This window comes from Oceanobacillus iheyensis HTE831 (assembly GCF_000011245.1).
Classification (GTDB): domain Bacteria; phylum Bacillota; class Bacilli; order Bacillales; family Amphibacillaceae; genus Oceanobacillus; species Oceanobacillus iheyensis.
Map to the genome: position 1 here is coordinate 64,767 of NC_004193.1, position 23,533 is coordinate 88,299.

General features: G+C 37.8%; 21 protein-coding genes and 1 tRNA gene. 19 read left to right on the top strand and 3 right to left on the bottom strand.

Going from position 1 to position 23,533, the window contains the following annotated elements; translation table 11 throughout:
* The first annotated feature begins 126 nt into the window (after positions 1 to 126).
* From OB_RS00335 to OB_RS00365, 7 genes are all read left to right on the top strand, one after another.
* Positions 127 to 1,731: a putative polysaccharide biosynthesis protein gene (locus tag OB_RS00335; RefSeq protein ID WP_011064467.1), complete on the top strand. Its 1,605-nt coding sequence runs from the start codon at positions 127 to 129 to the stop codon at positions 1,729 to 1,731.
* On the top strand, positions 1,728 to 3,197 hold the full coding sequence (mazG, locus tag OB_RS00340) for a nucleoside triphosphate pyrophosphohydrolase (RefSeq protein ID WP_011064468.1): 1,470 nt from the start codon (positions 1,728 to 1,730) through the stop codon (positions 3,195 to 3,197). Before OB_RS00335 ends, mazG begins: the two co-directional genes overlap by 4 nt.
* Positions 3,194 to 3,457 (top strand): RNA-binding S4 domain-containing protein, encoded by a 264-nt coding sequence (locus OB_RS00345; protein WP_011064469.1) that lies wholly within the window; start codon positions 3,194 to 3,196, stop codon positions 3,455 to 3,457. Before mazG ends, OB_RS00345 begins: the two co-directional genes overlap by 4 nt.
* A 56-nt stretch (positions 3,458 to 3,513) precedes the next feature.
* Positions 3,514 to 3,816 (top strand): sporulation protein YabP, encoded by a 303-nt coding sequence (yabP, locus tag OB_RS00350; RefSeq protein ID WP_011064470.1) that lies wholly within the window; start codon positions 3,514 to 3,516, stop codon positions 3,814 to 3,816.
* Complete coding sequence (yabQ, locus tag OB_RS00355) at positions 3,813 to 4,406, top strand: spore cortex biosynthesis protein YabQ (protein ID WP_011064471.1); 594 nt, start codon at positions 3,813 to 3,815, stop codon at positions 4,404 to 4,406. Before yabP ends, yabQ begins: the two co-directional genes overlap by 4 nt.
* Before the next feature lie 6 nt (positions 4,407 to 4,412).
* The gene (locus OB_RS00360) at positions 4,413 to 4,793 is read left to right on the top strand and encodes an FtsB family cell division protein (protein WP_011064472.1); all 381 of its coding nucleotides are present in this window, start codon (positions 4,413 to 4,415) and stop codon (positions 4,791 to 4,793) included.
* Between the two features lie 69 nt (positions 4,794 to 4,862).
* Entirely contained in the window at positions 4,863 to 5,246 is a 384-nt protein-coding gene (locus OB_RS00365; protein ID WP_011064473.1) for a S1 domain-containing RNA-binding protein, read from the top strand.
* 187 nt (positions 5,247 to 5,433) lie between these two features.
* Here the strand turns inward: OB_RS00365 and OB_RS00370 are convergent.
* The 3 genes from OB_RS00370 to OB_RS00380 all read right to left on the bottom strand — a co-directional run bounded on the left by OB_RS00370 (position 5,434) and on the right by OB_RS00380 (position 7,903).
* Positions 5,434 to 5,507: transfer RNA gene (locus OB_RS00370), tRNA-Met, on the bottom strand.
* A 424-nt stretch (positions 5,508 to 5,931) separates the two neighbouring features.
* The gene (locus OB_RS00375; RefSeq protein WP_011064474.1) at positions 5,932 to 7,461 is read right to left on the bottom strand and encodes a DHA2 family efflux MFS transporter permease subunit; all 1,530 of its coding nucleotides are present in this window, start codon (positions 7,459 to 7,461) and stop codon (positions 5,932 to 5,934) included.
* Positions 7,451 to 7,903, bottom strand: coding sequence for a MarR family winged helix-turn-helix transcriptional regulator (locus tag OB_RS00380; protein WP_011064475.1), 453 nt, complete (start codon positions 7,901 to 7,903; stop codon positions 7,451 to 7,453). The genes OB_RS00375 and OB_RS00380 overlap by 11 nt, the downstream gene beginning before the upstream one ends.
* A gap of 481 nt (positions 7,904 to 8,384) precedes the next feature.
* On the opposite strand from OB_RS00380, the gene spoIIE reads away from it, so the two are divergent.
* The 12 genes from spoIIE to folP all read left to right on the top strand — a co-directional run bounded on the left by spoIIE (position 8,385) and on the right by folP (position 23,532).
* The gene (gene spoIIE, locus OB_RS00385) at positions 8,385 to 10,841 is read left to right on the top strand and encodes a stage II sporulation protein E (RefSeq protein WP_011064476.1); all 2,457 of its coding nucleotides are present in this window, start codon (positions 8,385 to 8,387) and stop codon (positions 10,839 to 10,841) included.
* Positions 10,842 to 11,008: 167 nt separating this feature from the next.
* Complete coding sequence (locus OB_RS00390; protein ID WP_011064477.1) at positions 11,009 to 11,749, top strand: VWA domain-containing protein; 741 nt, start codon at positions 11,009 to 11,011, stop codon at positions 11,747 to 11,749.
* The gene (locus tag OB_RS00395) at positions 11,712 to 12,644 is read left to right on the top strand and encodes a serine/threonine protein kinase (protein WP_011064478.1); all 933 of its coding nucleotides are present in this window, start codon (positions 11,712 to 11,714) and stop codon (positions 12,642 to 12,644) included. Before OB_RS00390 ends, OB_RS00395 begins: the two co-directional genes overlap by 38 nt.
* Positions 12,645 to 12,700: 56 nt before the next feature.
* Complete coding sequence (gene tilS, locus OB_RS00400; protein ID WP_011064479.1) at positions 12,701 to 14,101, top strand: tRNA lysidine(34) synthetase TilS; 1,401 nt, start codon at positions 12,701 to 12,703, stop codon at positions 14,099 to 14,101.
* Positions 14,102 to 14,112: 11 nt separating this feature from the next.
* The gene (gene hpt, locus OB_RS00405; RefSeq protein WP_011064480.1) at positions 14,113 to 14,667 is read left to right on the top strand and encodes a hypoxanthine phosphoribosyltransferase; all 555 of its coding nucleotides are present in this window, start codon (positions 14,113 to 14,115) and stop codon (positions 14,665 to 14,667) included.
* Positions 14,668 to 14,821: 154 nt separating this feature from the next.
* Positions 14,822 to 16,849 carry an ATP-dependent zinc metalloprotease FtsH gene (gene ftsH, locus OB_RS00410; protein ID WP_011064481.1) on the top strand — a complete coding sequence of 676 codons (2,028 nt, stop codon included), beginning with the start codon at positions 14,822 to 14,824 and terminating at the stop codon, positions 16,847 to 16,849.
* A gap of 595 nt (positions 16,850 to 17,444) precedes the next feature.
* Positions 17,445 to 18,704 (top strand): group II intron reverse transcriptase/maturase, encoded by a 1,260-nt coding sequence (ltrA, locus tag OB_RS00420; protein ID WP_011064482.1) that lies wholly within the window; start codon positions 17,445 to 17,447, stop codon positions 18,702 to 18,704.
* A gap of 260 nt (positions 18,705 to 18,964) precedes the next feature.
* Positions 18,965 to 19,732, top strand: coding sequence for a type III pantothenate kinase (locus OB_RS00425; protein ID WP_011064483.1), 768 nt, complete (start codon positions 18,965 to 18,967; stop codon positions 19,730 to 19,732).
* 25 nt (positions 19,733 to 19,757) lie between these two features.
* Positions 19,758 to 20,627: an Hsp33 family molecular chaperone HslO gene (hslO, locus tag OB_RS00430; protein WP_011064484.1), complete on the top strand. Its 870-nt coding sequence runs from the start codon at positions 19,758 to 19,760 to the stop codon at positions 20,625 to 20,627.
* Positions 20,628 to 20,651: 24 nt separating this feature from the next.
* A complete protein-coding gene (locus tag OB_RS00435; RefSeq protein WP_011064485.1) occupies positions 20,652 to 21,563 on the top strand; it encodes a peptidylprolyl isomerase in 912 nt (303 codons plus the stop codon).
* Between the two features lie 98 nt (positions 21,564 to 21,661).
* Positions 21,662 to 22,588 carry a cysteine synthase A gene (gene cysK, locus OB_RS00440; protein ID WP_011064486.1) on the top strand — a complete coding sequence of 309 codons (927 nt, stop codon included), beginning with the start codon at positions 21,662 to 21,664 and terminating at the stop codon, positions 22,586 to 22,588.
* A 122-nt stretch (positions 22,589 to 22,710) separates the two neighbouring features.
* Positions 22,711 to 23,532, top strand: a complete 822-nt coding sequence (gene folP / locus OB_RS00445; protein WP_011064487.1) for a dihydropteroate synthase — start codon at positions 22,711 to 22,713, stop codon at positions 23,530 to 23,532.
* The last annotated feature ends 1 nt before the right edge of the window (position 23,533 follow it).

Genomic DNA, 23,533 nt, shown 5'->3' on the forward strand with positions numbered 1-23,533 from the left:
ACCTCAGGGAATTACCTGAGGTTTTCTTATGTTCGGAGATGTGTTTTTCACCACCTATATATCATCTAATCCGATTATGAAATATGTTATAATTAGAGAAATTCGTAGAAGTAAAGGAAATACATTATGAAAGAGAATCATACGAATCAATTGGTTAAAGGAGCATTATGGTTAAGTATTGCTGGATTGCTTAGTAAAATACTTAGCGCTGGATACCGTATTCCCTTACAAAATTTAACAGGGGATATGGGATTTTATATATATCAGCAAATTTATCCGTTATTAGGTATAGCTACAATGTTGGCATTGTATGGATTCCCATCGGCCATTTCAGCTGTGACTACAAAAGAACTAACTCTAGATAAACGATTAACGTGGAATTCCTTCTTTGCACCGATATTCGTCACATTATGCATGGTTCATTTTCTATTAGCAGCTATAATATGGATTAGTGCACCTTTATTAGCAAACGCAGTAAATGAACCATCGCTGATGTCGGCTTATCGATTAACTGCACTGGTATTCTTATTTATTCCTGTTGTCGCTCTTTTTCGAGGAGTACTTCAAGGTATGTATCAAATGGTGCCAACTGCTGTATCACAAATTGGTGAGCAATTAGTAAGAGTAAGTATCATCATTATTGCAGCATGTTTGGTTGCTTTTTCGTCCTATTCCGTTGTTTGGATTGGGAAGGCGGCTGTGCTTGCGACATTTTTTGGAAGTTGTATGGCGGCAGTGATCTTAGCGGTATTCTATTTGAAAGAAAGAGGCAAACCACAATTACTTCCACAAAGCAGTGAAAATAAGTTTACGATTAAACCTTTTATATCAACCGTGCTGATTTTGGGAATTGTTGCAGCGATGAATCATATGACGCTATTGTTTATTCAATTAGCCGACGCTATTACCTTCGTACCACAGCTATTAGAGTTTGGTAAAGGAAATATCGAAGCCAAAGAACTAAAGGGTGTATTTGATCGAGGACAGCCATTAATACAGCTAGTGACCGTCTTAGGCTCATCGATTGCATTAACATTACTCCCAGCAATTAGTAAAGAAAAATTAAAAAGAGAAAAATCAAACGTATATACATATGTACGAACTGCTTTTCTAACTGGTTTTTACATTGTAATTGGAGCAGGTATTGGATTACTAATATTGTTGCCTGAAATAAATCGATTACTATTTCAAAATGAACAGGGAAGTACAGAACTACGTGTTCTTATGCTATCGATTGTTTTTGCTACACTGGCAATTATAGGATCAACCGTTTTGCAGGGGTTCGGTTATATCAAGCGTACGGCACTTTTTATTGCAATTACTTTTATTATTAAATGGATAGGGAACCTGTTATTTATACCAATCCTAGGAATGATGGGAGCTGCTGTTGCAACGGTATGCAGTCTGTTCTGTTTGTTTTTACTAATTATGTTCGAAATACGACGTAAACTGCCAGAATTGCACATCTCTCGCACTATACAATGGAAAAGTTTATTTGTTGCAGTGGGGATGCTTACGTTCTATGTGTGCATATGGAAGCTTTTTATTCCTGAAATATGGTTGAATTCCCGGTTGTTATTATTAATATATGTAATAGCTGTTTCCTTGAGTGGTAGTATCCTATACTTTATGTTTATTTTACGTATGCAAGGATTTACGAAACGTCAATTACAGCTATTGCCAAAATCGACATTATTACTACGGTTAGCGGAAAAGAGGAATAAACGATGAGCAAAATTGAAATCATTGGATTGGGTGCTGGGGATTTGGATCAATTACCGTTTGGTGTATATAAAAAACTGATTCAAGCCCCAGGACCTGTCCTTACAAGAACAATCGATCACCCGGTTATCACCGAATTACAAAAAGAAGAAGTGTCATTTGCTTCATTCGATCATTTATATGAAGAGGAAGAAGGATTTGCCGCTGTTTATGAACGAATTGTAGCGGAGTTAATCCATCAAGCAAAAAAAGACAGTGAAACCATTCTTTATGCAGTTCCAGGACATCCGATGTTGGCAGAAAAAACAACGCAGCTTTTATTAGCACAGACGGAAGTAGAAATAAGTCTTTTAGGTGGACAGAGTTATTTGGATGATTTATTCACTGCAATGAAGATTGATCCGATAGAAGGATTCCAATTTGTGGACGGGACGGATTTGCATCGGGATCAATTAAACTTAAAAAACCATCTGTTTATATGCCAAGTCTACGATGCGTTTATCGCTTCTGAAGTCAAATTAACGTTATTAGAAGACTTACCTGCTGAATTTGAAGTATATATTGTTGAAGCGGCAGGAAGTGTAAATGAGCAGATAGTTAAAGTTACATTGGAAGAGTTAGATCAAAAAATGTGGACGAGCAATTTAATTTCGGTTTATGTTCCTCCAGTCCCGGATGAATTACTTCATCACACATTTAGTCATTTCCGTCAAGTTATGCAGACTCTCCGAGGTCCAGATGGATGTCCGTGGGATAAGAAACAAACACACGAATCTTTACGTTATCACACTATTGAAGAGGTATATGAGTTAATCGATGCCATTGATGCAGAAGATGATGATAATATAATCGAGGAGCTTGGCGACTTATTGATGCATGTGTTGCTACATAGTCAAATCGGCGAGGACAATGGTTACTTCTCTATCGATGACGTTATATTGTCGATTACCAATAAGATGATCCATCGCCATCCTCATGTGTTTTCTAATCAAAATGTAGAAGATGCCAACCAGGTAGAAAAGAATTGGGAAGAATTAAAAAGAGAAGAAAAAGGTCATCAACGAGAATTGCTTTTAGATGGTATTCCAAACCATCTACCATCTCTATCAGCGGCATACAAAATAACGAAAAAAGCAGCCAAAGTTGGATTTGAGTGGGAAGACGTCGGGGGCGTTTGGGACAAACTTTATGAAGAAATTGAAGAAGTGAAAGAAGCAGTACGAGAAAAGAATGCAGACGAAGTAGAAGATGAAATAGGAGATGTCCTATTTGTTCTGGCGAATCTATCCAGATATTACAATGTACATCCGGAAATTGCGTTGAATCGTGCTAATAACAAATTCAAATATCGTTTTGGTTATATTGAAGATAAATTATTAGAGAATAACCTTTCGTTCGAGAACGTTTCTTTAGAGCAGATGGATGACTACTGGAATGAAGCGAAACAGGTGAAAAAAGAGGAGGAAAATAAATGAGACTAGATAAATTTTTGAAAATATCTCGGGTGATTAAACGAAGAACGTTAGCAAAAGAAGTTGCTGAACAGGGGAGAATATCTGTAAATGGTATCACAGCAAAAGCATCTACAAAACTGTCAGAAGGGGATGAGCTAGCAATACGATTTGGACAAAAAATGGTTTACGTACGTGTGAATTCATTACGTGAAATTGTACGAAAAGATGAAGCAGAAACATTATATACAATTATAAAAGAAGAAAAGATTGATGATAAATAGAGTTCTATACTTGTCCCTCCTATCATAGAGTAATATTGATAAGGAGGGTATTTAATATGAACTATTATGAACCGAAAGAAACAATAAATCGTGTCCAGACTGAACACTCCGTAAAGATAAATAATCGAAAAGACCTCGAGATTACCGGTGTTAAGGAAGTAGATAGCTTTGATAATGAGGAGTTTATACTAGAGACGGTTATGGGCTATTTAATTGTGCGTGGGCAAAATTTACAGCTGAAAAACTTAGATGTAACGGAAGGCATTGTAACGATAAAGGGGAAAATTTATGAGCTTTCCTATGTAGATGAACAGCAACAGGAGAAAGCTAAAGGCTTCTTTAGCAAGTTGTTCCGATGACACTGAGTGTGCAGTTTATCACGATGATATCCATGGTTTTAAGTGGGTTTTATTTGGGTATTATACAACAGACATTCCGAAGATTAACGACATATTGGCGAGATAATGCTTTCCTAACTTATTTCTTGGAGATAGGCTTCTGGCTGACGCAGGCAGGGGTCATCTTTTATGTACTTTATCATGTAAACGCTGGTGAAGTTAGGTTGTATGTGTTGCTTGCTTGTTTACTTGGTTTTTCTATATATCAAGTGTTTGCGAAAAAACCATACATTCGAATGTTAGAAGTTATTATTCGTATCGTCAGCTCCATATATCATTTTATCCGCCGTTTATTTGATAAACTGCTCCTATCACCTTTAAAGTGGATAATTACCCTTATTTATCGTATGATAAAAACGATCTTTGGTTGGATAATCACCCTGCTCTTGTTTATATTAAATGTGATTTTAGCACCCTTTATTTGGATTGGAAAAGGGATCTATAAACTTATTCCCGATTCTTTCAAAAAATTTTTAAAGAAAATAGCAGGATTTTATAGTAAAATAAAGAATATATGCTATAGGTGGTTACAGTTATTTCGAAGGAGGTAATAGCTTTTGGCTAATAGAAAGAAAAATGTAACTAGATTAGATTCCGATTATATGCAGCAGCATGATGTTTACATAGAAAGACAAAATCGAAAAAAACAACGTTTGGTTCGTCGTCTAGTGCTATTTGGTTTAGTCATCGCTATTGCATTTGGGAGTATGACTGCTTACCATGTAACTCAACGTTCTGCAAAATCGGACAAGTTGGAAGAGTATGAGCAATTAGAAGAGGAACTTGTTCAACTGAAAAACCAAGAAGCAAATTTGGAAGAAGAAATTAATTTATTACAGGATGAAGATTATGTGTTAGATATTGCACGGACCAATTATTTCTTCTCTAAAGAGGGGGAAAAAATCTTTAAGTTACCGGATGAGGATCCGTCTTATTGACACTTTTCGTTCTGATTAATATACTATATGAGAAGTACATTTAATCTTTTAAGGAGGAGCATTTTTTTTATGTCAATCGAAGTAGGCAGCAAGCTGCAAGGGAAAGTAACTGGAATCACTAATTTTGGAGCCTTTGTTGAGTTGGAAAAAGGAACAACGGGGTTAGTTCATATTAGTGAGGTTGCTGACAACTATGTAAAAGATATTAATGAACATTTAACGGTTGGTGATGAAGTAAAGGTTAAAGTCATTAATGTCGAAAAAGATGGCAAGATTGGTCTATCTATAAAAAAGGCGAAGGATCGTCCTGTTCGCCAAAAGAACACCAAAGAGCGTACAGAGAATTTTGAATCGAAAATGAGTCGTTTCTTAAAAGACTCAGAAGATCGTCTAGCCTCTTTGAAGAAGCACACGGAATCTAAACGCGGGGGTCGAGGTGCTAAAAGAGGATAGCAGTTGCTGTCTATGATAATGCTCTAATATAAATGAAAGCAGACACATCCACGAAGATGCAGTCTGCTTTTTTGGTACGCATGAAGTTATTTAGCCAAGTCCAACGCTAGCACCCATCACTTATGGTCCTATTTTACGGTATAAAAAAAGCTCGTTCTGCTTAGCAGAACGAGCTTTTTGTTTATGATAGCGGCGGAGGGGATCGAACCCACGACCTCACGGGTATGAACCGTACGCTCTCGCCAGCTGAGCTACACCGCCATTTAAACCAACAAAAAATATCATACAACAGCAAAGGACATGTGTCAATAGAAAATAAGAGATTATAGAAATAAAACGCTGTTTTCCTATTTTTATAATTCAACTAACACAGAGGGAAGATAGAAAAACTTCAATTAAATGAAGCTTCTCTTTCATCAGTTATCTTCCAACTGAATTCGTTCCACTCGCTACGTTTCTAAACGGTTGCTTACGCTTTTGTTCTAAGGTAAGAAGTTATAAAATATTTTGACCTCATTTTATTGTGCACAGAAATTGCCACATCCAGCTCCAGCGCCCAGAAACTAGGCGACTTCACGAAATCGCCCTACGATAAAGAAGACTGCAAAATGTTCTTTATGAGGCTTAGTCGCACTTATGCCAATGGGTGAAAGTCATCATCGGCTCGTACCTCACCGTGATTCCTTTATCTCAGTTGATTCGTTCCACTCGCTACGTTTCTAAATGGTTGCTTACGCTTTTGTTCTTTAGATACAGTTTCTACTGATTCTTCGGGTGGGTACCTTCTTTTTATGAAGAAGGATAGTATAAATCCAAAAATAGCGAAAAGCGTCGCAATCATAAACGAATCATTAATTCCTTCAATTGTTGCTAAGTTCTCTATTACTTTTAACTGTTCTTCCGATACAACTGTTTGTGTCATTTCGTCCATATGCTTGACCGTTTGGCTACTCATAACGGTAACTAAAAAAGCAGTTCCAATCGCACCGGACATTTGTCGCAGCGTATTAGCCATTGCGGTTCCATGTGAATATAGACGCTGGGGCAATTGATTTAATCCAGCAGTCATTATTGGCATCATAATCATTGAAATACCCACCATGCGCAGGCTGTAGACAAACATTAAATAATAATATCCAGTTTCATTCGATAAATCAGAGAACAGAAATGTAGTAATGGCGGTTATCCCTAGTCCAGTAATTGCTAACGGTCGTGCACCAATTCTATCAAATAATTTACCAGTGATTGGTGACATAAATGCTGAGATTAACGCCCCAGGTAATAGCATCAATCCTGATGCTAACGGAGAAAAACCTCGTAAGTTTTGTAAATAAATTGGCACGAGAATCATTGCTGCAAACATCGACATGGTTATGACCACACTAATAACCGTTGTTAGGGAGAACATACTAAACTTGAACACTCTAAATTCGAGTATGGGATTTTTTAGTTTCAACTGCATCCGTATAAAGAACACCATTACAATTGCTCCTATCATTAATGGAGCAATAACTTCTACATGTTTCCAGCCCATTTCTCCTGCTAGGCTAAATCCAAGGAGTAATCCACCAAATGCGACAGTGGACATTAATATCGAAATATAATTTACTTTTGGATTGGATTGTTTGGTAACGTTACGTAAAAAGAAAAAGGCCAAAATGATATCAATGATGGCAATAGGAAGAACGATAAAGAATAATACACGCCATGAATAATTTTGGACCACCAATCCCGACAATGTGGGCCCAATTGCTGGCGCAAACATCATCGCAAGTCCTATATATCCCATCGCAGATCCTCGTTTATTGATAGGGAATAGACTTAAAATTACATTCATCAACAGTGGCATCATTATACCTGCACCAGCCGCTTGAATGACACGACCAACTAAGAGGGATGGGTAACCAAAGGCTAATCCACATACTAGCGTACCTAGGGCAAATAGTGACATTGCTGTTAGAAACAATTGTCTTGTGGTAAACTTCTCCATTAAAAAAGCCGTAATTGGAATAAGAATTCCATTCACAAGCATAAAGATCGTCGTTAATGACTGTGCTTGATTGGCAGACATATTCATATCAACAATCATGACAGGTAATGCTACATTTAATAATGTTTGATTCAGAATAGCGATAAATGATCCCATTACCATTACAAATATAATTGGTACCTTTGGTAAGTTGGTTGCATCAAGGTACGTGGATCTATCCTTCATAACGATCACTCCTCTCCGTTGTCAATTTTTCTATTATCAACTGATGGAGGCGAAATAAGCTTTCGGTATCTTCGTCACTAACTTCAGACAACTCATGAAGTCTTGCAAAAAAAAGTTTTTTTCCTTCTGCTTCTTTCTGTCTACCCTCTTCGGTTAAATTAAGGTTAATGGCTCGTCGATCAGACGTTGATTGTTCTCGTCTAAGAAAAGAGGCCTTTACCAATCTGTCAACAGTGCTGCTAACTGTACTCTTACTAATATTCATTTTTTCGGCTAGTTCTTGAAGACTTATATTCGGGTGTTCGGATATATGTTTCATTGTCTGTAGCTGTACGACGGTTATGCCTAAATCATCGGCATGATGCCACATTTGTTTATAATAAAATCGATTCACTTCTCGAAAAGAGTGAATGATTTTAGTTATTTTTTCTTCAGCATTCATTATTACAATCTCCTTAGACTCTCGAAATGTTCATGTACGAACTATTTTCGTCACTGTTAAATACTATAGGGCAGATTCACAGAGATTGCAAGAGAAATATTTCGGAATACGAATCTTTTTTCGGTACTGCTTTTATGGCTGTACTGTCTAACATAAATAAACGTATTTATTCCTTTTTAATTTCTACAAACGGTACGTCTTTCGGCAAATTATTTCATATATAAGCAAGAGGATAAATGTATCTAAGAGGAAGACAAAGAATGGAGGTAGAATAGCGATTCGATGAGGTTTGTGTGAACAAACGAGGTCAAAATCATACGTGAGACTTAGGACAATATCCATACCATGTTATCAAAGATTGTGTTGAAAGATGCTTCTTATATGGAAAACCGTCGAACGATTTTTGGACTGGCCTATGTAATTTTGACAAAAAAAGAAGGCATCATGTGGTTTACTAGTTTGAAAGATAGGAGTGGATAACATGATAGGATCAATTCCAAGGGCGGAATCGGGAACGATAGGTTTTGAGAAGTCAGGGAAAAAAGGAAAGATACGTCAGAAGATACAATCGAAGGCAAAACGATTGTTAATAGACAAAGGATGGATCTTTTATGTAACAGGATTTTTACTTGGTCGAGCAGTTATTCTATCCGCTGTATCACCTTTTGCAGTAGCTTTTATTGCTACTATATGGCTTGTCCATCGTGATAAGAGTTTGAAATCGATGATTGCAGTGTTTCTTGGCGCACTAAGCTACCAATTTGAGCATGCAATGTTTATCGGGTTAGCATTTCTAGTATTTATACTTATAGGCTCTCTAACGAAGAGTATGAAGAACCAACAATTGGTCTTGCCAATAGTTGTATTTCTATCTACCATACTTTCTCGAATTTTTTTCTATTCTTTAAGCGACACGGTGACCTCCTATGAATGGGCACTTTTAGCGGTAGAAGGGGTATTAGGAGCCGTACTTGTTATTATTTTTATGCAAAGTATTCCGCTTTTAGCACCAAAACGTTATAAGCCCGCTTTAAAAAATGAAGAGATTGTATGTTTAATTATATTAATTGCCTCTGTCTTAACAGGGTTTATTGGTTGGCAAATTTATGGAGCTTCTGTAGAACAAATATTTTCTCGTTATTTTGTATTAATTTTTTCATTTATTGGTGGAGCTGCGATAGGATCTACAGTAGGTGTGGTTGCAGGATTAATACTATCTCTTGCAAATGTTGCTAATCTCTATCAAATGAGTTTATTAGCTTTTTCAGGGTTGCTAGGAGGGCTGCTAAAGGAAGGAAAAAAACCAGGAACAGCAATTGGTTTATTAGTAGGTACGTGCTTAATCGGGATTTATGGGAATTCCGTGGCGTTAGTTCCTTCTTTGATGGAGTCTTCTGTAGCTATCGCTTTATTCTTATTAACACCAGCTAGTTGGTTTAACCATATAGCCAGATATATTCCAGGTACGGAAGCATATACGAATGAACAAGAGCAATATTTGCAGAAGGTAAGGAACGTCACCGCCAAACGGGTAGAGCAATTTTCTGATGTATTTCGTGCATTATCAAAAAGCTTTTCAGTAACAGACCCTACGGTGAATGATGAGCAACAGGAAGCACGTCGAGATACGGATTACTTTTTAAGTCAGGTCACCGAGAAAACCTGTCAGGGGTGCTTTATGAAGGATCGTTGCTGGCAAAAGGAATTCGATCAAACCTACTCTTTAATGGAGGAGATGAAAGAAGATGTTACATCCGGTAAAGACCCGAACCGAAAAGTGATGCGTAAATTTGAGAATCATTGTGTCAAATCACGGAAGGTTGTAGACGCAATGAAAGAAGAAATGAGCTTTTATGAAGCGAATCGTAAACTAAGACAACAAGTCACAGAAAGTAAGCGTCTTGTAGCAGACCAGCTACAAGGGGTATCCGATGTTATGGAAGATTTCGCTAAAGAGATTGTAAAAGAAAGGCAGCATCATGAACTTCAAGAAGCACAAGTGGTCGCTGCTCTAAAGCATATTGGAATAGAATTAACACGATTAGATATTTATCAATTGGAAAAAGGAAATGTCGATATAGAATTAACGGCAAGTTTTGGAGAATATCGCGGAGAAGGGGAGAAGTTAATAGCTCCGATATTATCGGATATACTTCATGAGATAATCGTTGTCAAACAAGAAGATATTTCTCCATTCCCGCATGGATATAGTCACTTTACATTTGGTTCAGCTAAAGAATTCGCAATTGAGACAGGAGCGGCAAATGCTGCAAAAGGAGGAGGTTTAGTTTCCGGAGATAGTTTTACAACAATTGAGTTGGGTGCTGGTAAATTTGCAATGGCAATAAGTGATGGAATGGGTAATGGGAAGCGGGCACGAGAAGAAAGTATGGAAACACTCCGACTACTTCAGCAAATTTTACAATCTGGCATTAAGGAAAAAGTGGCCATTAAGTCAATAAATTCTATTTTGTCGCTCCGAACGACAGAAGAGATGTTTGCTACGCTAGATTTATCAGTTATTGATTTACACGATGCACATGCACAATTTGTAAAGATTGGCTCTACACCTAGTTTTATTCGACGAGGGGCGAATATGATTAAGATAGAAGCAAGTAACTTACCGATTGGTATTATAAAAGAATTCGATGTGGAAATTGTAAAAGAACAATTACTGCCCGATGATTTATTAATTATGATGAGTGATGGAATTTTTGACGGACCCCAACATGTAGAAAATATTGATCTATGGTTAAAGCGAAAGATTAAAGAAATGGATACTGCTGATCCGCAAGAAATTGCCGATTTATTATTGGAAGAAGTAATTAGAACAAGGTCCGGAGAAATTATAGATGATATGACTGTGTTGGTTGCGAAGGTGAAGAAAAACACACCGCAATGGACAAGCATACCAATCTATGAGAGCAATGTGTTATAAAGCAAGTCTTACAAGTATATTAAACATAACTTGATGGAATTTGATCTGCGGATGAATTTTCCGCAATAAATTGTACATGACAAGTTAATCTCCCTTACCACGAATAAATGTATAGTTTTTGATGTACTTGGCGAAGATGGTAGTGGATAAAGAGGGAGGTTAAGGCATTGAAAAGCGGTACACTTAAACAAATTTTATTATTAACAGATGGATGCTCGAATAGAGGTGAAGATCCATCAGCTGTAGCATCTTTAGCTAGTCAACAAGGCATCACGGTAAATGTTATTGGTATTTTAGAAGATGATCAAACAGAAAGTCCGGACGGTCTTCAGGAGGTAGAAGATATAGCACTTTCTGGAGGTGGCGTTAGTCAAATTGTCTATAGTGAAAATCTATCGCAAACGGTTCAGATGGTAACACGCCAAGCAATGACTCAGACGTTACAAGGTTTTGTTAATAAAGAACTTCGCCAAATACTAGGTGATCAACAATCCATGGAAGATTTAGACCCTGAGAAACGTGGAGAAATTATGGAAGTTGTAGAAGATCTTGGTGAAACAAGTGATTTAGAAGTAGTCGTTTTGGTAGATACAAGTGCAAGTATGCGAGATAAGTTACAGACCGTAAAAGAGGCATTAATGGATCTCTCTATTAGTTTGAATTCACGAGTTGGCAGAAACCGATTTTGTATATACAGTTTTCCTGGAAAACGGAAAGATATTGATCTAATCCTAGATTGGTCACCAAAGTTAGATTCTATATCAAGTGTATTCCCTAAGTTATCAAGTGGAGGGATTACACCAACTGGTCCTGCTATTCGTGCAGCAATGTATCAGTTTAGTAAGAAAAACTTGCTAAGGGGTATGAGGCATGAAGATGAATACGGCATCGAAGAATCCGGTTATTAATTTACGACCACAACAACAAATAAGAGGTAAGTGGCATCACAAAAATTACACCGTGATTCGCAAACTTGGAGCAGGTGCAATCGGGAGCGTATATCTATGTGACTATCTTGGAAAACCAGTAGCTTTGAAAATAAGTGAAAAAGGTTCTTCGATGACAGTAGAAGTTAATGTATTAAAGTCATTGGAAAAGGTCCAAGGATATCGCCTTGGGCCTTCTTTATTGGACGTAGACGATTGGATGTCGACTAACGGACGAATCTATTCATTCTATGTAATGGAATATATTAGAGGAGAATCTCTAAGTAGTTTTGTTCGTGCGAAAGGAAAAGCGTGGATTGGTGTATTTATGTTACAGTTGCTCGAAGACTTAGAGAAATTACATGAATCTGGCTGGGTGTTTGGTGATTTGAAAACGGATAATCTAATGGTATCTTCTAACCCCCCTCGCGTACGCTGGGTAGATGTCGGTGGTACGACAAAGGTAGGAAGGTCCATAAAAGAATATACAGAGTTTTATGATCGGGGATATTGGGGTATGGGTACTAGAAAGGCAGAGCCAAGCTACGATCTTTTTGCATTAACAATGGTATTTTTAAATATATATTATCCACGACGTTTTGACCGGGTAAAAGATTCTTCTGAAAAATTGTTAATGAAAAAACTTGATCAAGTGAGCGACTTAGTTCCTTATCGTCCATTGCTGCAAAAGGCACTTCGGGGGAAATATTCAACCAGCACGGCAATGAAAAAGGATCTTATGTCGTTAATGCAACAGAAACAAAAACGAAAACACTATCATCAACGAACTAAGAAAAATCCAAATTATTTACTTGCTGAGTCAATAAGCATAGGTTGTATCGCAACAGTGTATTATCTGCTGTCTCTACTTTTATAGTAAATAGAGGTATGATAGGATAAAGACGACATTTTAGTGAAGCGGTGGGTAAATCGATGAAACAATCTATTCTTTCCTTTATTCAAAAACATCAATTACTAAAAGAAGGTGCAAAAATTATCGTTGGTGTATCTGGTGGATCGGATTCAATGGCGTTACTGCATTTTCTTAAAAATTTGCAAGAGCAATGGGAAATAGAGGTTATTGCGTTAACCATTAATCATCAGCTACGTGGTGAAGATTCAACAGCCGATCAGAAGTTTGTAGAACAATGGTGCTTTCATTCGGATATAAGATGTATTGCTCATCAAGTTGATGTTGGTGAATATCAGCGCCAATACCGGGTAAGTGAAGAGCTTGCTGCCCGTAGATTGAGATATGAAATTTATGAAGCAGAGATGAGGAAACAAGGTGCTGACTATCTTGCATTAGGCCATCATGGTGATGACCAAGTAGAGACCTTGTTTATGCGGTTAACACGTGTAGCTACTTCTAATGCTTTTGAAGGTATTCCGGTAAAGCGTTCCTTTGCAAGTGGTCAACTTATTCGTCCATTTCTCTGTGTAAACAAACAGCTAATTCTAAACTATGTAAAAGAAAATGAAGTTCCTTTTCGGGAAGATCAAACGAATAAAGATAATAAATATACAAGGAATTATTATCGTAATGAAATTATTCCACTGCTCACCAAAAATAACGAGCGGTTATTTATAACAGCGCAACGTTTAAGTGAAACGTTAAGGGAAGATGAAAACTATTTAGCCAAAGAAGCAAATAGAATGGTTGAAGAGGTTATCATTTGGGATGAAAATTTCAGTAAAATAAGTTTCTCCAACCAAGCATTTATCGAACGCCCCCACGCTTTACAAAGACGTGCCTATCATCTAATATTAAACTATCTGTATGATACATTACCTAAGGATTTATCTTATATTCATGAAGAGAAATTTTTTGCATTAATTGAACGACAAGAGGGTAATACTTATATAGATTTCCCTTTATCATTACGTGTAGAAAATTCGTATGGCAAAATTCAACTATATTTTCCAAATCGACATCCTCGTCATTCTGTATTTCACTTACCGTTGCAAGTCCCTGATCAAGTGGAATTGCCTGATGGTGCTCGGATTACTTCTGAGTGGATTGATGCTACACTAGATAAAAATAGCCGCAATAATATTATTATTCCAATTGATTCTGTAGCGTTGCCATTACATATACGAACGCGAAAACCAGGTGATCGAATGACGTGGGACGGCTTAAAAGGAACGAAAAAACTAAAAGATATTTGGATTGACGCAAAAATCCCAACAAATGAAAGGGATACATGGCCTATTGTTACAGATGATAATAATACGATTATTTGGTTGGTAGGGCTCAAAAAAGCGTTTGGTTCGAATCAATTTTGTCAAAGTGGAGAAAAGATAAAACTTAGCTATCATAAAGGGAATATTTAGGAGGATGAATCATGCTTCAAGACAACATACACGGCGATATTCAAGACATTTTAATAACAGAGGAACAAATTCAGGAGAAATGTAAAGAACTCGGATCAATAATTTCGAAAGAATATGATGGTAAGTTTCCGCTTGCTATCGGAGTACTAAAAGGTGCTATGCCTTTTATGTCAGATATTCTTCGATACTCAGAGATTCATTTAGAAATGGATTTTATGGACGTTTCTAGTTATGATGGCGGGACAACTTCAACTGGTGAAGTGAAAATCTTAAAAGATTTAAATACAAAAGTTGAAGGTCGAGATTTAATAATAGTTGAAGACATAATAGATAGCGGTTTAACGTTAAGCTACTTAGTAGACTTGTTTAAATACCGTAAAGCAAATTCCATAAAGATAGTGACGTTATTAGATAAACCATCTGGAAGAAATGCAGCGATAAAAGCAGATGTGGTAGGATTTGAAGTTCCAGATGAATTTGTAGTTGGTTATGGTCTAGATTACGCTGAAAAATATCGGAATTTACCATATATCGGTATACTTAAACCGGAAGTATATGGTGGATAATAACTTTGATTATATAAATCAGGGTTGGATAAAATAAATAATCTAATAAATAATTGGAAAAATTTAATCAAAAAATGGTTATATCATTTGTATTAAAACTTTTTCGTATGATACGATGAACTATAGTTTTTCCCCATCTGGGAGGAGGTAGGCAATGAGTCAGGTATTTCGTAATGCCTTATTCTGGTTACTCATATTCTTTGTAATCATTGGAGTTATTGGAGTAATCAACAATCAAGGTGAAGAAAGAGAACAGTATGATGTAGAGCAATTTATAAGTGCTTTAAATAATGGCGAAATCGAAGAACTCGTTTTTCAGCCATCACATGGAATTATTCGTCTAACAGGGACACTAACTGATGGAGAAACAGAATTTGTTGCTCAGGTTCCTGATAATAATGACCTCGTGTCACAAATTACTGATACTGCTAGAGAACAAAGCCAATTAACCGTTATGGAAGAAGAACAGCCAAGTCCATGGCTTACATTCCTAACTGGAATTATTCCGTTCTTATTAATCGGTTTATTCTTCTTATTTATACTTAGTCAGGCACAAGGAGGCGGCGGTGGCGGCCGTGTAATGAACTTCGGTAAGAGTAAAGCAAAAATGTACTCTGAAGATAAGAAAAAGGTTCGCTTTAAAGATGTCGCTGGTGCAGATGAAGAAAAACAAGAGCTTGTTGAAGTAGTTGAATTCTTAAAAGACCCACGCAAATTCTCGCAAGTAGGAGCCCGTATACCTAAAGGGGTACTTCTAGTTGGACCTCCTGGTACAGGTAAAACGTTACTTGCTCGTGCCGTTGCTGGAGAAGCTGGAACACCGTTCTTCTCTATTAGTGGTTCGGACTTTGTGGAAATGTTTGTAGGTGTCGGTGCTTCTCGTGTACGTGACCTATTTGAAAACGCGAAAAAGAATGCTCCATGTATTATCTTTATTGATGAAATTGATGCTGTAGGGCGTCAACGTGGTGCAGGGCTTGGTGGCGGTCACGATGAACGTGAACAAACACTTAACCAATTACTAGTTGAAATGGACGGGTTTGGAGCAAATGAAGGTATTATTATTATTGCCGCTACAAACCGTGCGGATATATTAGACCCTGCATTATTACGTCCGGGTCGTTTCGATAGACAAATAATGGTTGATCGTCCTGATGTGAAAGGTCGTGAAGCTGTACTAGGTGTACACGCTCAAAACAAACCATTAGATGCAAATGTAGATTTAAAAACAATCGCAATGCGTACTCCAGGTTTCTCTGGTGCAGATTTAGAGAACTTACTTAACGAAGCGGCGTTAATTGCTGCGCGTGATGATCGCAAGAAACTTAACCAGTTAGATATTGATGAAGCAATTGACCGGGTTATTGCTGGACCGGCTAAGAAGAGCCGTGTTATTTCTCAAAAAGAGAGAAATATTGTTGCATATCATGAGAGTGGTCATACGGTTATAGGTATGGTTCTGGATGATGCGGATGTCGTGCATAAAGTTACGATTGTTCCACGTGGTCAAGCCGGCGGTTATGCTGTAATGCTACCTCGTGAAGATCGATATTTCATGACAAAACCAGAACTCTTTGACAAGATTACTGGGCTACTTGGTGGCCGAGTAGCAGAAGAAATTATCTTTGGAGAAGTAAGTACGGGAGCATCTAATGACTTCCAGCGTGCTACAAATATCGCTCATAAGATGATTACAGAGTATGGTATGAGTGACAAGATCGGGCCATTGCAATTTAGCAGTGGTGGTGGAGGAAACGTCTTCTTAGGACGTGATATCCAAAATGAACAGACATACTCTGATGCAATAGCACACGAAATTGATAAAGAAATGCAGTCATTTATCAATTACTGCTATGATCGTGCGAAAACCATTCTTACAGAAAACAAAGATCAATTAGAATTGATTGCGAAGACCTTGTTAGAGGTAGAAACGTTAGATGCAAAACAAATTAAATCTTTATTTGAAGAAGGAATATTACCAGAGCCTGAAGAAGAAACAGATGAGTTGAAGGTAAATATTAATTCTAAAGAAGATGAAGATAAAAAAGGGATTTCTTATGAAGAAGCGAAACAAAAGCTTGATGATGAAGAAAAATCGGAACGAGAAGAAATAGATTCTGAAAATACTTCCAGCGATGAAACTCAGGACGATACTTCAGAGGATCAAAACCCTAAAAATTAATTCTTAAGAAGTAGCCTTAAAAAGGCTACTTCTTTTTTAGGTGTGCCCGGCATGGGTGCAGTCTATAGGGTGAGAGTCCCGAACTGTGAAGGCAGAAGTAACAGTTAGTCTAACGCAAGGGTGTCCGTGGCGACATGGAATCTGAAGGAAGCGGACGGCAAACCTTCGGTCTGAGGAACACAAACTTCATATGAGGCTAGGTATCAATGGATGAGTTTGCATAACAAAACAAAGTCCTTTCTGCCAAAGTTGGTACAGAGTAAATGAAGCAGATTGATGAAGGGAAAGACTGCGTTCTTACCCGGGGAGGTCTGATCGAAACGCCAAGCACTCTTGGTAATTCATTCAGCAATGGATGGCTGAACGGTCAGAAGTCAGCAGAAGTCATAGTACCCTGCATACTCGAGAATGTAAGGGGAAGGACGGAACAATTAAGGAGAAATGTGACACTAGGCGTTAAGATTTCATGCAGACACAGACAACCCGGAAGGGCTTATCCAAAGGAGGACGTAGTGAATCTACAGGGGACTTTGGAAGGGTGGAGTGGAACTTGCACAAATAGAACGTCACATTCACGAAGAAAGGAAACCCAAGTATGTTGATGAACCAAATTCTGTCACGGGACAATCTCATTCTCGCACTAAAGCGAGTCGAACGAAATAAAGGAAGTCATGGCATAGATGAAATGTCCGTAAAATTCCTACTAAGACATCTCTATGATAACTGGGATTCCCTTCGGGAGAACTTGAGGAAAGGAACCTATACACCTTCTCCTGTCCGCCGTGTCGAAATCCCGAAACCAAGCGGAGGAGTTCGGATGTTAGGTATTCCAACCGTGACGGATCGTTTCATTCAACAGGCTATTGCCCAAGTGCTTCATACAATTTTTGACCCCACCTTCTCAGAACATAGCTATGGATTCAGGCCCAACCGTCGAGGACATGACGCTGTGAGGAAGGCAAGGGGGCTTATTAAAGAAGGATACAGATGGGTAATTGATATGGACCTAGAGAAATTCTTTGATAAGGTGAACCATGATAAGCTCATGGGTGTTTTAGCGAAGCGCATCAAGGATAAGGAATTGCTTCGGCTTATTCGGAAATACCTACAATCTGGCGTCATGATAAATGGGATAGTAGTTAGCTCCGAAGAAGGCACTCCGCAAGGCGGGCCGTTGAGCCCTCTTCTTTCTAACATTATATTAGATGATTTAGATAAGGAGCTGGAGGAGCGTGGGCTACGTTTCGTTCGTTATGCGGATGACTGCAACATCTATGTGAGAACAAAGAAAGCTGGGAATCGTGTAATGAATTCCATTACTACATTTATTGAAGAGAAACTTCGCTTGAAAGTAAATAAAGAGAAATCAGCAGTGGACCGGCCTTGGAAACGTAAGTTTCTTGGTTTTAGTTTCACCAATGGAAAGAATCCAAAAATTAGAATCGCAAAAGAAAGTATTATGCGTCTAAAACAGAAAATCAGGGAAATAACTTCACGTTCCAAGCCATTTCCTATGGAAATAAGAATTGAGAAATTAAACAAATACCTGATGGGTTGGTGCGGGTATTACGCTTTAGCGGAGACCCCTTCAAAGTTTGAGGAGTTCGATAAGTGGATAAGAAGAAGATTGCGCATGTGTATGTGGAAACAATGGAAGCTTCCACGGACAAAAGTCCGAAAGCTGATTAGCTTGGGTGTTCCTGACCACAAAGCATACGAATGGGGAAACACCAGAAAGAATTATTGGCGTATCTCCAAGAGTCCAATCTTAAGCAGAACCCTAGGCAACTCCTATTGGAGTAGACTAGGGCTCAAAAGTCTGTATCAAAGGTATGAATTTATTCGTAATACTTAATTGAACCGCCGTATACCGAACGGTACGTACGGTGGTGTGAGAGAACGGGGGTTAGTCGCCCCCTTCTACTCTATTGAAAAGGAAATTATTTACTTCGAGCTCACTGTGCTTGCTTTTTACTCAAGGAAAAAAGAGAATGAGAAGTATCAGAAGGTTTGAGTTCTTAAGAACATTTGTCAATGCAAGCTTTGAGCTTTTCTTATATTTCCTAAAGTATGTTATATTATAGAACAGATAAGATAAGGAAGGTAGGCTGACTGATGCTATTTGTACTTGATGTAGGAAATACTAACACAGTTTTAGGTGTCTTTGACCAAGGTGAATTAACTCATCATTGGCGAATTAAAACCGATCGTTATAAAACAGAAGATGAATTTGGCATGCTTATTCATTCTCTTTTTCAACATAAAAAATTATCATTTGAAGATATTAAAGGTGTGATTATATCTTCGGTTGTTCCACCTATATTATTTGCTTTAGAGAAAATGAGTAGAGATTATTTTCATTTAGATGCCGTAGTAATTGGAAAAACTTCTTATCAAACTTTTTTAAACATGAATTACCCTAATCCTCAAGAAATTGGTGCAGATAGAATTGTTAATGCTGTGGCAGCTACGGAAGAATACGGCTCACCACTAATTATCATTGATTTTGGAACAGCAACTACGTATTGCTATATCGACGAGGATACTGCATATGCTGGAGGGATCATTACACCGGGGATTAATATATCAATGGAAGCACTATATAGTAATGCATCAAAATTACCAAAAATTGAAATTCAAAAACCGGAAACAGTGATTGGTTCTACAACAGTAGACGCCATGACTTCTGGGGTGTTCTATGGATATATTGGACAAGTAGATGGTTTGGTAAAGAGAATCAAAGATGAAAAAGGGACAAATCCAACTGTGATTGCAACAGGCGGACTTGCAAAATTAATTGCGCATGAATCTGCAAGCATTGATATCGTAGAGCCTTATTTGACGTTAAAAGGATTGCATTTGATTTACCAAAAAAATAATTAGTAAAATAAAAGGAGAGATATTCCCAATGAAGGATTACTTAATTAAAGCGACAGCAAATAATGGGAAAATTAGAGCGTATGCCGTTCAATCCACAAACACTATAGAAGAAGCGAGAAGAAGACAGGATACGTTTGCAACTGCATCTGCTGCACTTGGCAGAACGATAACAATCACGGCAATGATGGGAGCTATGCTAAAAGGTGATGACTCTATTACAACGAAAGTAATGGGTAATGGTCCACTTGGAGCTATTGTTGCTGATGCTGATGCTGATGGACATGTTCGTGGATATGTTACGAATCCACATGTTGATTTCGATTTAAATGATAAAGGTAAATTAGATGTTGCGCGAGCAGTAGGTACAGAAGGAAATATTAGTGTTATTAAAGATTTAGGATTAAAGGATTTTTTCACAGGGGAAACACCGATTGTTTCTGGGGAGATTAGTGAAGACTTCACCTATTACTATGCTACTTCAGAACAATTGCCATCAGCTGTTGGTGCAGGGGTTTTGGTAAATCCAGATCATACTATTTTAGCTGCAGGAGGTTTTATCGTTCAAGTAATGCCTGGTGCAGAAGAAGAAGTAATTAATGAATTAGAAGATCAAATTCAAGCCATTCCTGCAATATCTTCGTTAATTCGTGAAGGAAAATCTCCGGAAGAAATTCTAACCCAACTATTTGGCGAAGAGTGTTTAACCATACATGAAAAAATGCCAATTGAGTTTCGTTGTAAGTGCTCCAAAGATCGTCTTGCCCAAGCAATTATCGGATTAGGAAATGATGAAATACAGGCGATGATTGAAGAAGACCAAGGTGCAGAGGCAACTTGTCATTTTTGTAATGAAAAGTATCATTTTACTGAGGAAGAATTAGAAGACCTTAAACAGTAGAGAGAAGAAAGGAAGTTACACTTCATGTCAAAAAAATTGTTGCTCGGAATCGTTGTGGTACTGCTGATTACGAATATTGCAACTCTATTGTTTGTGGGAGATAGCAATGACTCAGAAGTAGTGTCGGACGGTAAAGGGGAAAAAGAGATCAATCGTAATGAAGCAGTAGCAACAGTAGCTGGCGAAGAAATATCTTATGATGAATGGATGACAGGCTTAAGAAATATGCAAGGGCAAAAACATTTAAAACAGATGATTGATAAGGAAGTCGTTAATACGCTAGCAGAGCAAGAGGGTATTGAAGTAAGTGAAAAAATCATCGACAGAGAAGTTTCTTTCTTATATACCATGCAAGGGATTTTAACAGAAGATGATGCTGTTGAAGAAGAAGAAAGATGGAGAGAAGAAATAAAATACCGTTATCAGTTGGAACAGTTACTAACTAAAAATATTGAGATCCCTGAAGAGGAATTAAGGTCATATTATGATACATATGGTAATCAATATGATTTTTCATCTTCTGTTAAGCTCTCGCATATCTTAGTGGAAGATATGGAAACGGCTGAACAGGTATACCAAGAATTAGAAGATGGTGCTTCTTTTAGATTATTAGCTAGAGAATATAGCATTGACGATGAGACAAGACAAAATGGTGGATACATGGGAAGTATCTACACATCAAGTCAATTCTTGTTGGATAGTTACGAAACACAGGCAGCAAATATGGAAAATCACACATATAGTGAACCTTTTCAAGCGGAAAATGGTGTAGCGATTATGTATTTGCATCGTAAACTTCCGGCGATTAAATTTACCTACGACGAAGTACAACCGTATGTCCATAGTGAAGTTGCCATGCATGAAGAAGGACTGACGTTAGAAGCTGACCAATTATGGGAAGAAGTAGATATAGAGTGGATTTACGAAAATGAATAATATGAAATTATCAGACAAATTAGTTGACATTTTAGGATAAAGGAACTACATTAGATGTAAATCTTATAAAAATACTTGGAATTAGAGGAGGAAGTCAGATGAGGGTCTCTGATAATATTACAGGTTTAATTGGCGGAACACCGATTGTTAAATTACACAATGTTACAGATGAAGGTAGTGCAGATGTATACGCAAAGGTAGAGTTTATGAATCCTGGTAGCTCTGTGAAAGACCGTATTGCTATCGCGATGATTGAAGCAGCAGAACAAGGTGGAAAGCTAAAAGAAGGCGATACTATTATTGAGCCGACTAGTGGAAATACTGGTATTGGCCTTGCAATGGTAGCAGCTGCAAAAGGATACCGTGCAGTTCTAGTAATGCCAGATACGATGAGTCAGGAACGCAGGAATCTCCTTCGTGCTTATGGTGCTGAACTTGTACTGACACCTGGTGCTGAAGGGATGAAAGGTGCAATTGCGAAAGCGGTAGAATTGCAAGAAGAGAATGATTACTTTATGCCGCAACAATTTAGCAACCCTGCAAATCCTGATATTCACGAAAAAACGACTGGTAAAGAAATTGTGGAGCAGATGAAAGATGGTCTTGATGGATTCGTATCTGGTATTGGTACTGGTGGAACAATTACCGGTGCAGGTAAGGTGCTAAAAAATCATTTTCAAGATATTAAATTATACGCAGTAGAGCCGGCTGATTCTCCAATACTTTCAGGAGGAAGTCCTGGGCCGCATAAAATACAAGGAATTGGAGCCGGCTTTAAACCGGATGTGTTAGACACCGCAATCTATGATGAAGTTTTAACAATTAGTAATGAGGAAGCATATGAAGCAGCTAGAAAAGTTGCAACGACCAATGGCATATTGGGAGGTATTTCTTCCGGTGCTGCAGTTGCTGCTGCAGTTAAAGTTGCTAAACAATTAGGCGCAGGTAAGAAAGTTCTTGCTATATTACCAGATAATGGTGAGCGCTATCTATCAACACCGTTATATCAATTTGATAAAGAGTAAAAGTTATGATGGGGCTGGCCAAATTGGTCAGCTCTTTTTTGTTTATGGTGGTGCTTCCGTTCTGTGAGTAGTTATTGTACGATGAAAGAATAGATTATGTAAGAAAAGAGGTAGGCGATAAGTTGAATATTCGAACGAAGAAACGAACATTAAATGTTTCTAAACGAACACATATCATGGGCATACTAAATGTAACTCCGGATTCTTTTTCAGATGGAGGGAACTATTCAACTGTTAATAAAGCTGTCGACCAAGCTTTGCAATTAGAAAAGCAAGGGGCGGATATGATTGATATAGGAGGAGAATCGACACGACCAGGCTACACTCCAATCTCTGCCGAAGAGGAGTTGAATCGAATTATTCCAGTTATTCGAATCCTTAAAGACAAATTAAGTATTCCGATATCGGTGGATACGTTTAAAGCAGAGACAGCTAGAAAAGTGTTAGAAGCAGGAGCAGATATGATCAATGATATATGGGGAGCAAAAAAGGATCCAGATATGGCGAAGGTTGTAGCAGAATATAATGTTCCAATTATTTTAATGCATAATCGTAAAGAAGAAGATTATAGTGATTTCATGGAAGACGTAAAATCCGATTTATTGGAAAGTATTCAAATTGCAAAAGATGCAGGGATTAGCGAGGATAACATTATTATTGATCCTGGTGTAGGTTTTGCAAAAAGCATGGAACAGAATATGGAAGTAGTACGAGAGTTACATCAATTAGTTAATCTAGGTTATCCGGTACTATTAGCCACTTCACGTAAAAGGTTTATTGGACATGTATTAGATGTACCTGCAGCTGATCGTGATGTTGGTACTGCTGCTACTACAGTAATTGGAGTACAGCAAGGAGCTCATATAGTACGAGTGCATAATGTACATATCAATGCAGAAGCTGCCAAGGTCGCAGATGCTATCTATGGGAAAAGGAGTCTTTAGG

Bases quoted from the DNA above. Each gene is read 5' to 3' on its own strand.
- OB_RS00335 (WP_011064467.1), top strand. From the start codon at position 127: ATGAAAGAGAATCATACGAATCAATTGGTTAAAGGAGCATTATGGTTA.
- mazG (WP_011064468.1), top strand. From the start codon at position 1,728: ATGAGCAAAATTGAAATCATTGGATTGGGTGCTGGGGATTTGGATCAA.
- OB_RS00345 (WP_011064469.1), top strand. From the start codon at position 3,194: ATGAGACTAGATAAATTTTTGAAAATATCTCGGGTGATTAAACGAAGA.
- yabP (WP_011064470.1), top strand. From the start codon at position 3,514: ATGAACTATTATGAACCGAAAGAAACAATAAATCGTGTCCAGACTGAA.
- yabQ (WP_011064471.1), top strand. From the start codon at position 3,813: ATGACACTGAGTGTGCAGTTTATCACGATGATATCCATGGTTTTAAGT.
- OB_RS00365 (WP_011064473.1), top strand. From the start codon at position 4,863: ATGTCAATCGAAGTAGGCAGCAAGCTGCAAGGGAAAGTAACTGGAATC.
- OB_RS00375 (WP_011064474.1), bottom strand. From the start codon at position 7,461: ATGAAGGATAGATCCACGTACCTTGATGCAACCAACTTACCAAAGGTA.
- OB_RS00380 (WP_011064475.1), bottom strand. From the start codon at position 7,903: ATGAATGCTGAAGAAAAAATAACTAAAATCATTCACTCTTTTCGAGAA.
- spoIIE (WP_011064476.1), top strand. From the start codon at position 8,385: ATGATAGGATCAATTCCAAGGGCGGAATCGGGAACGATAGGTTTTGAG.
- OB_RS00395 (WP_011064478.1), top strand. From the start codon at position 11,712: ATGAAGATGAATACGGCATCGAAGAATCCGGTTATTAATTTACGACCA.
- tilS (WP_011064479.1), top strand. From the start codon at position 12,701: ATGAAACAATCTATTCTTTCCTTTATTCAAAAACATCAATTACTAAAA.
- hpt (WP_011064480.1), top strand. From the start codon at position 14,113: ATGCTTCAAGACAACATACACGGCGATATTCAAGACATTTTAATAACA.
- ftsH (WP_011064481.1), top strand. From the start codon at position 14,822: ATGAGTCAGGTATTTCGTAATGCCTTATTCTGGTTACTCATATTCTTT.
- ltrA (WP_011064482.1), top strand. From the start codon at position 17,445: ATGTTGATGAACCAAATTCTGTCACGGGACAATCTCATTCTCGCACTA.
- OB_RS00425 (WP_011064483.1), top strand. From the start codon at position 18,965: ATGCTATTTGTACTTGATGTAGGAAATACTAACACAGTTTTAGGTGTC.
- hslO (WP_011064484.1), top strand. From the start codon at position 19,758: ATGAAGGATTACTTAATTAAAGCGACAGCAAATAATGGGAAAATTAGA.
- OB_RS00435 (WP_011064485.1), top strand. From the start codon at position 20,652: ATGTCAAAAAAATTGTTGCTCGGAATCGTTGTGGTACTGCTGATTACG.
- cysK (WP_011064486.1), top strand. From the start codon at position 21,662: ATGAGGGTCTCTGATAATATTACAGGTTTAATTGGCGGAACACCGATT.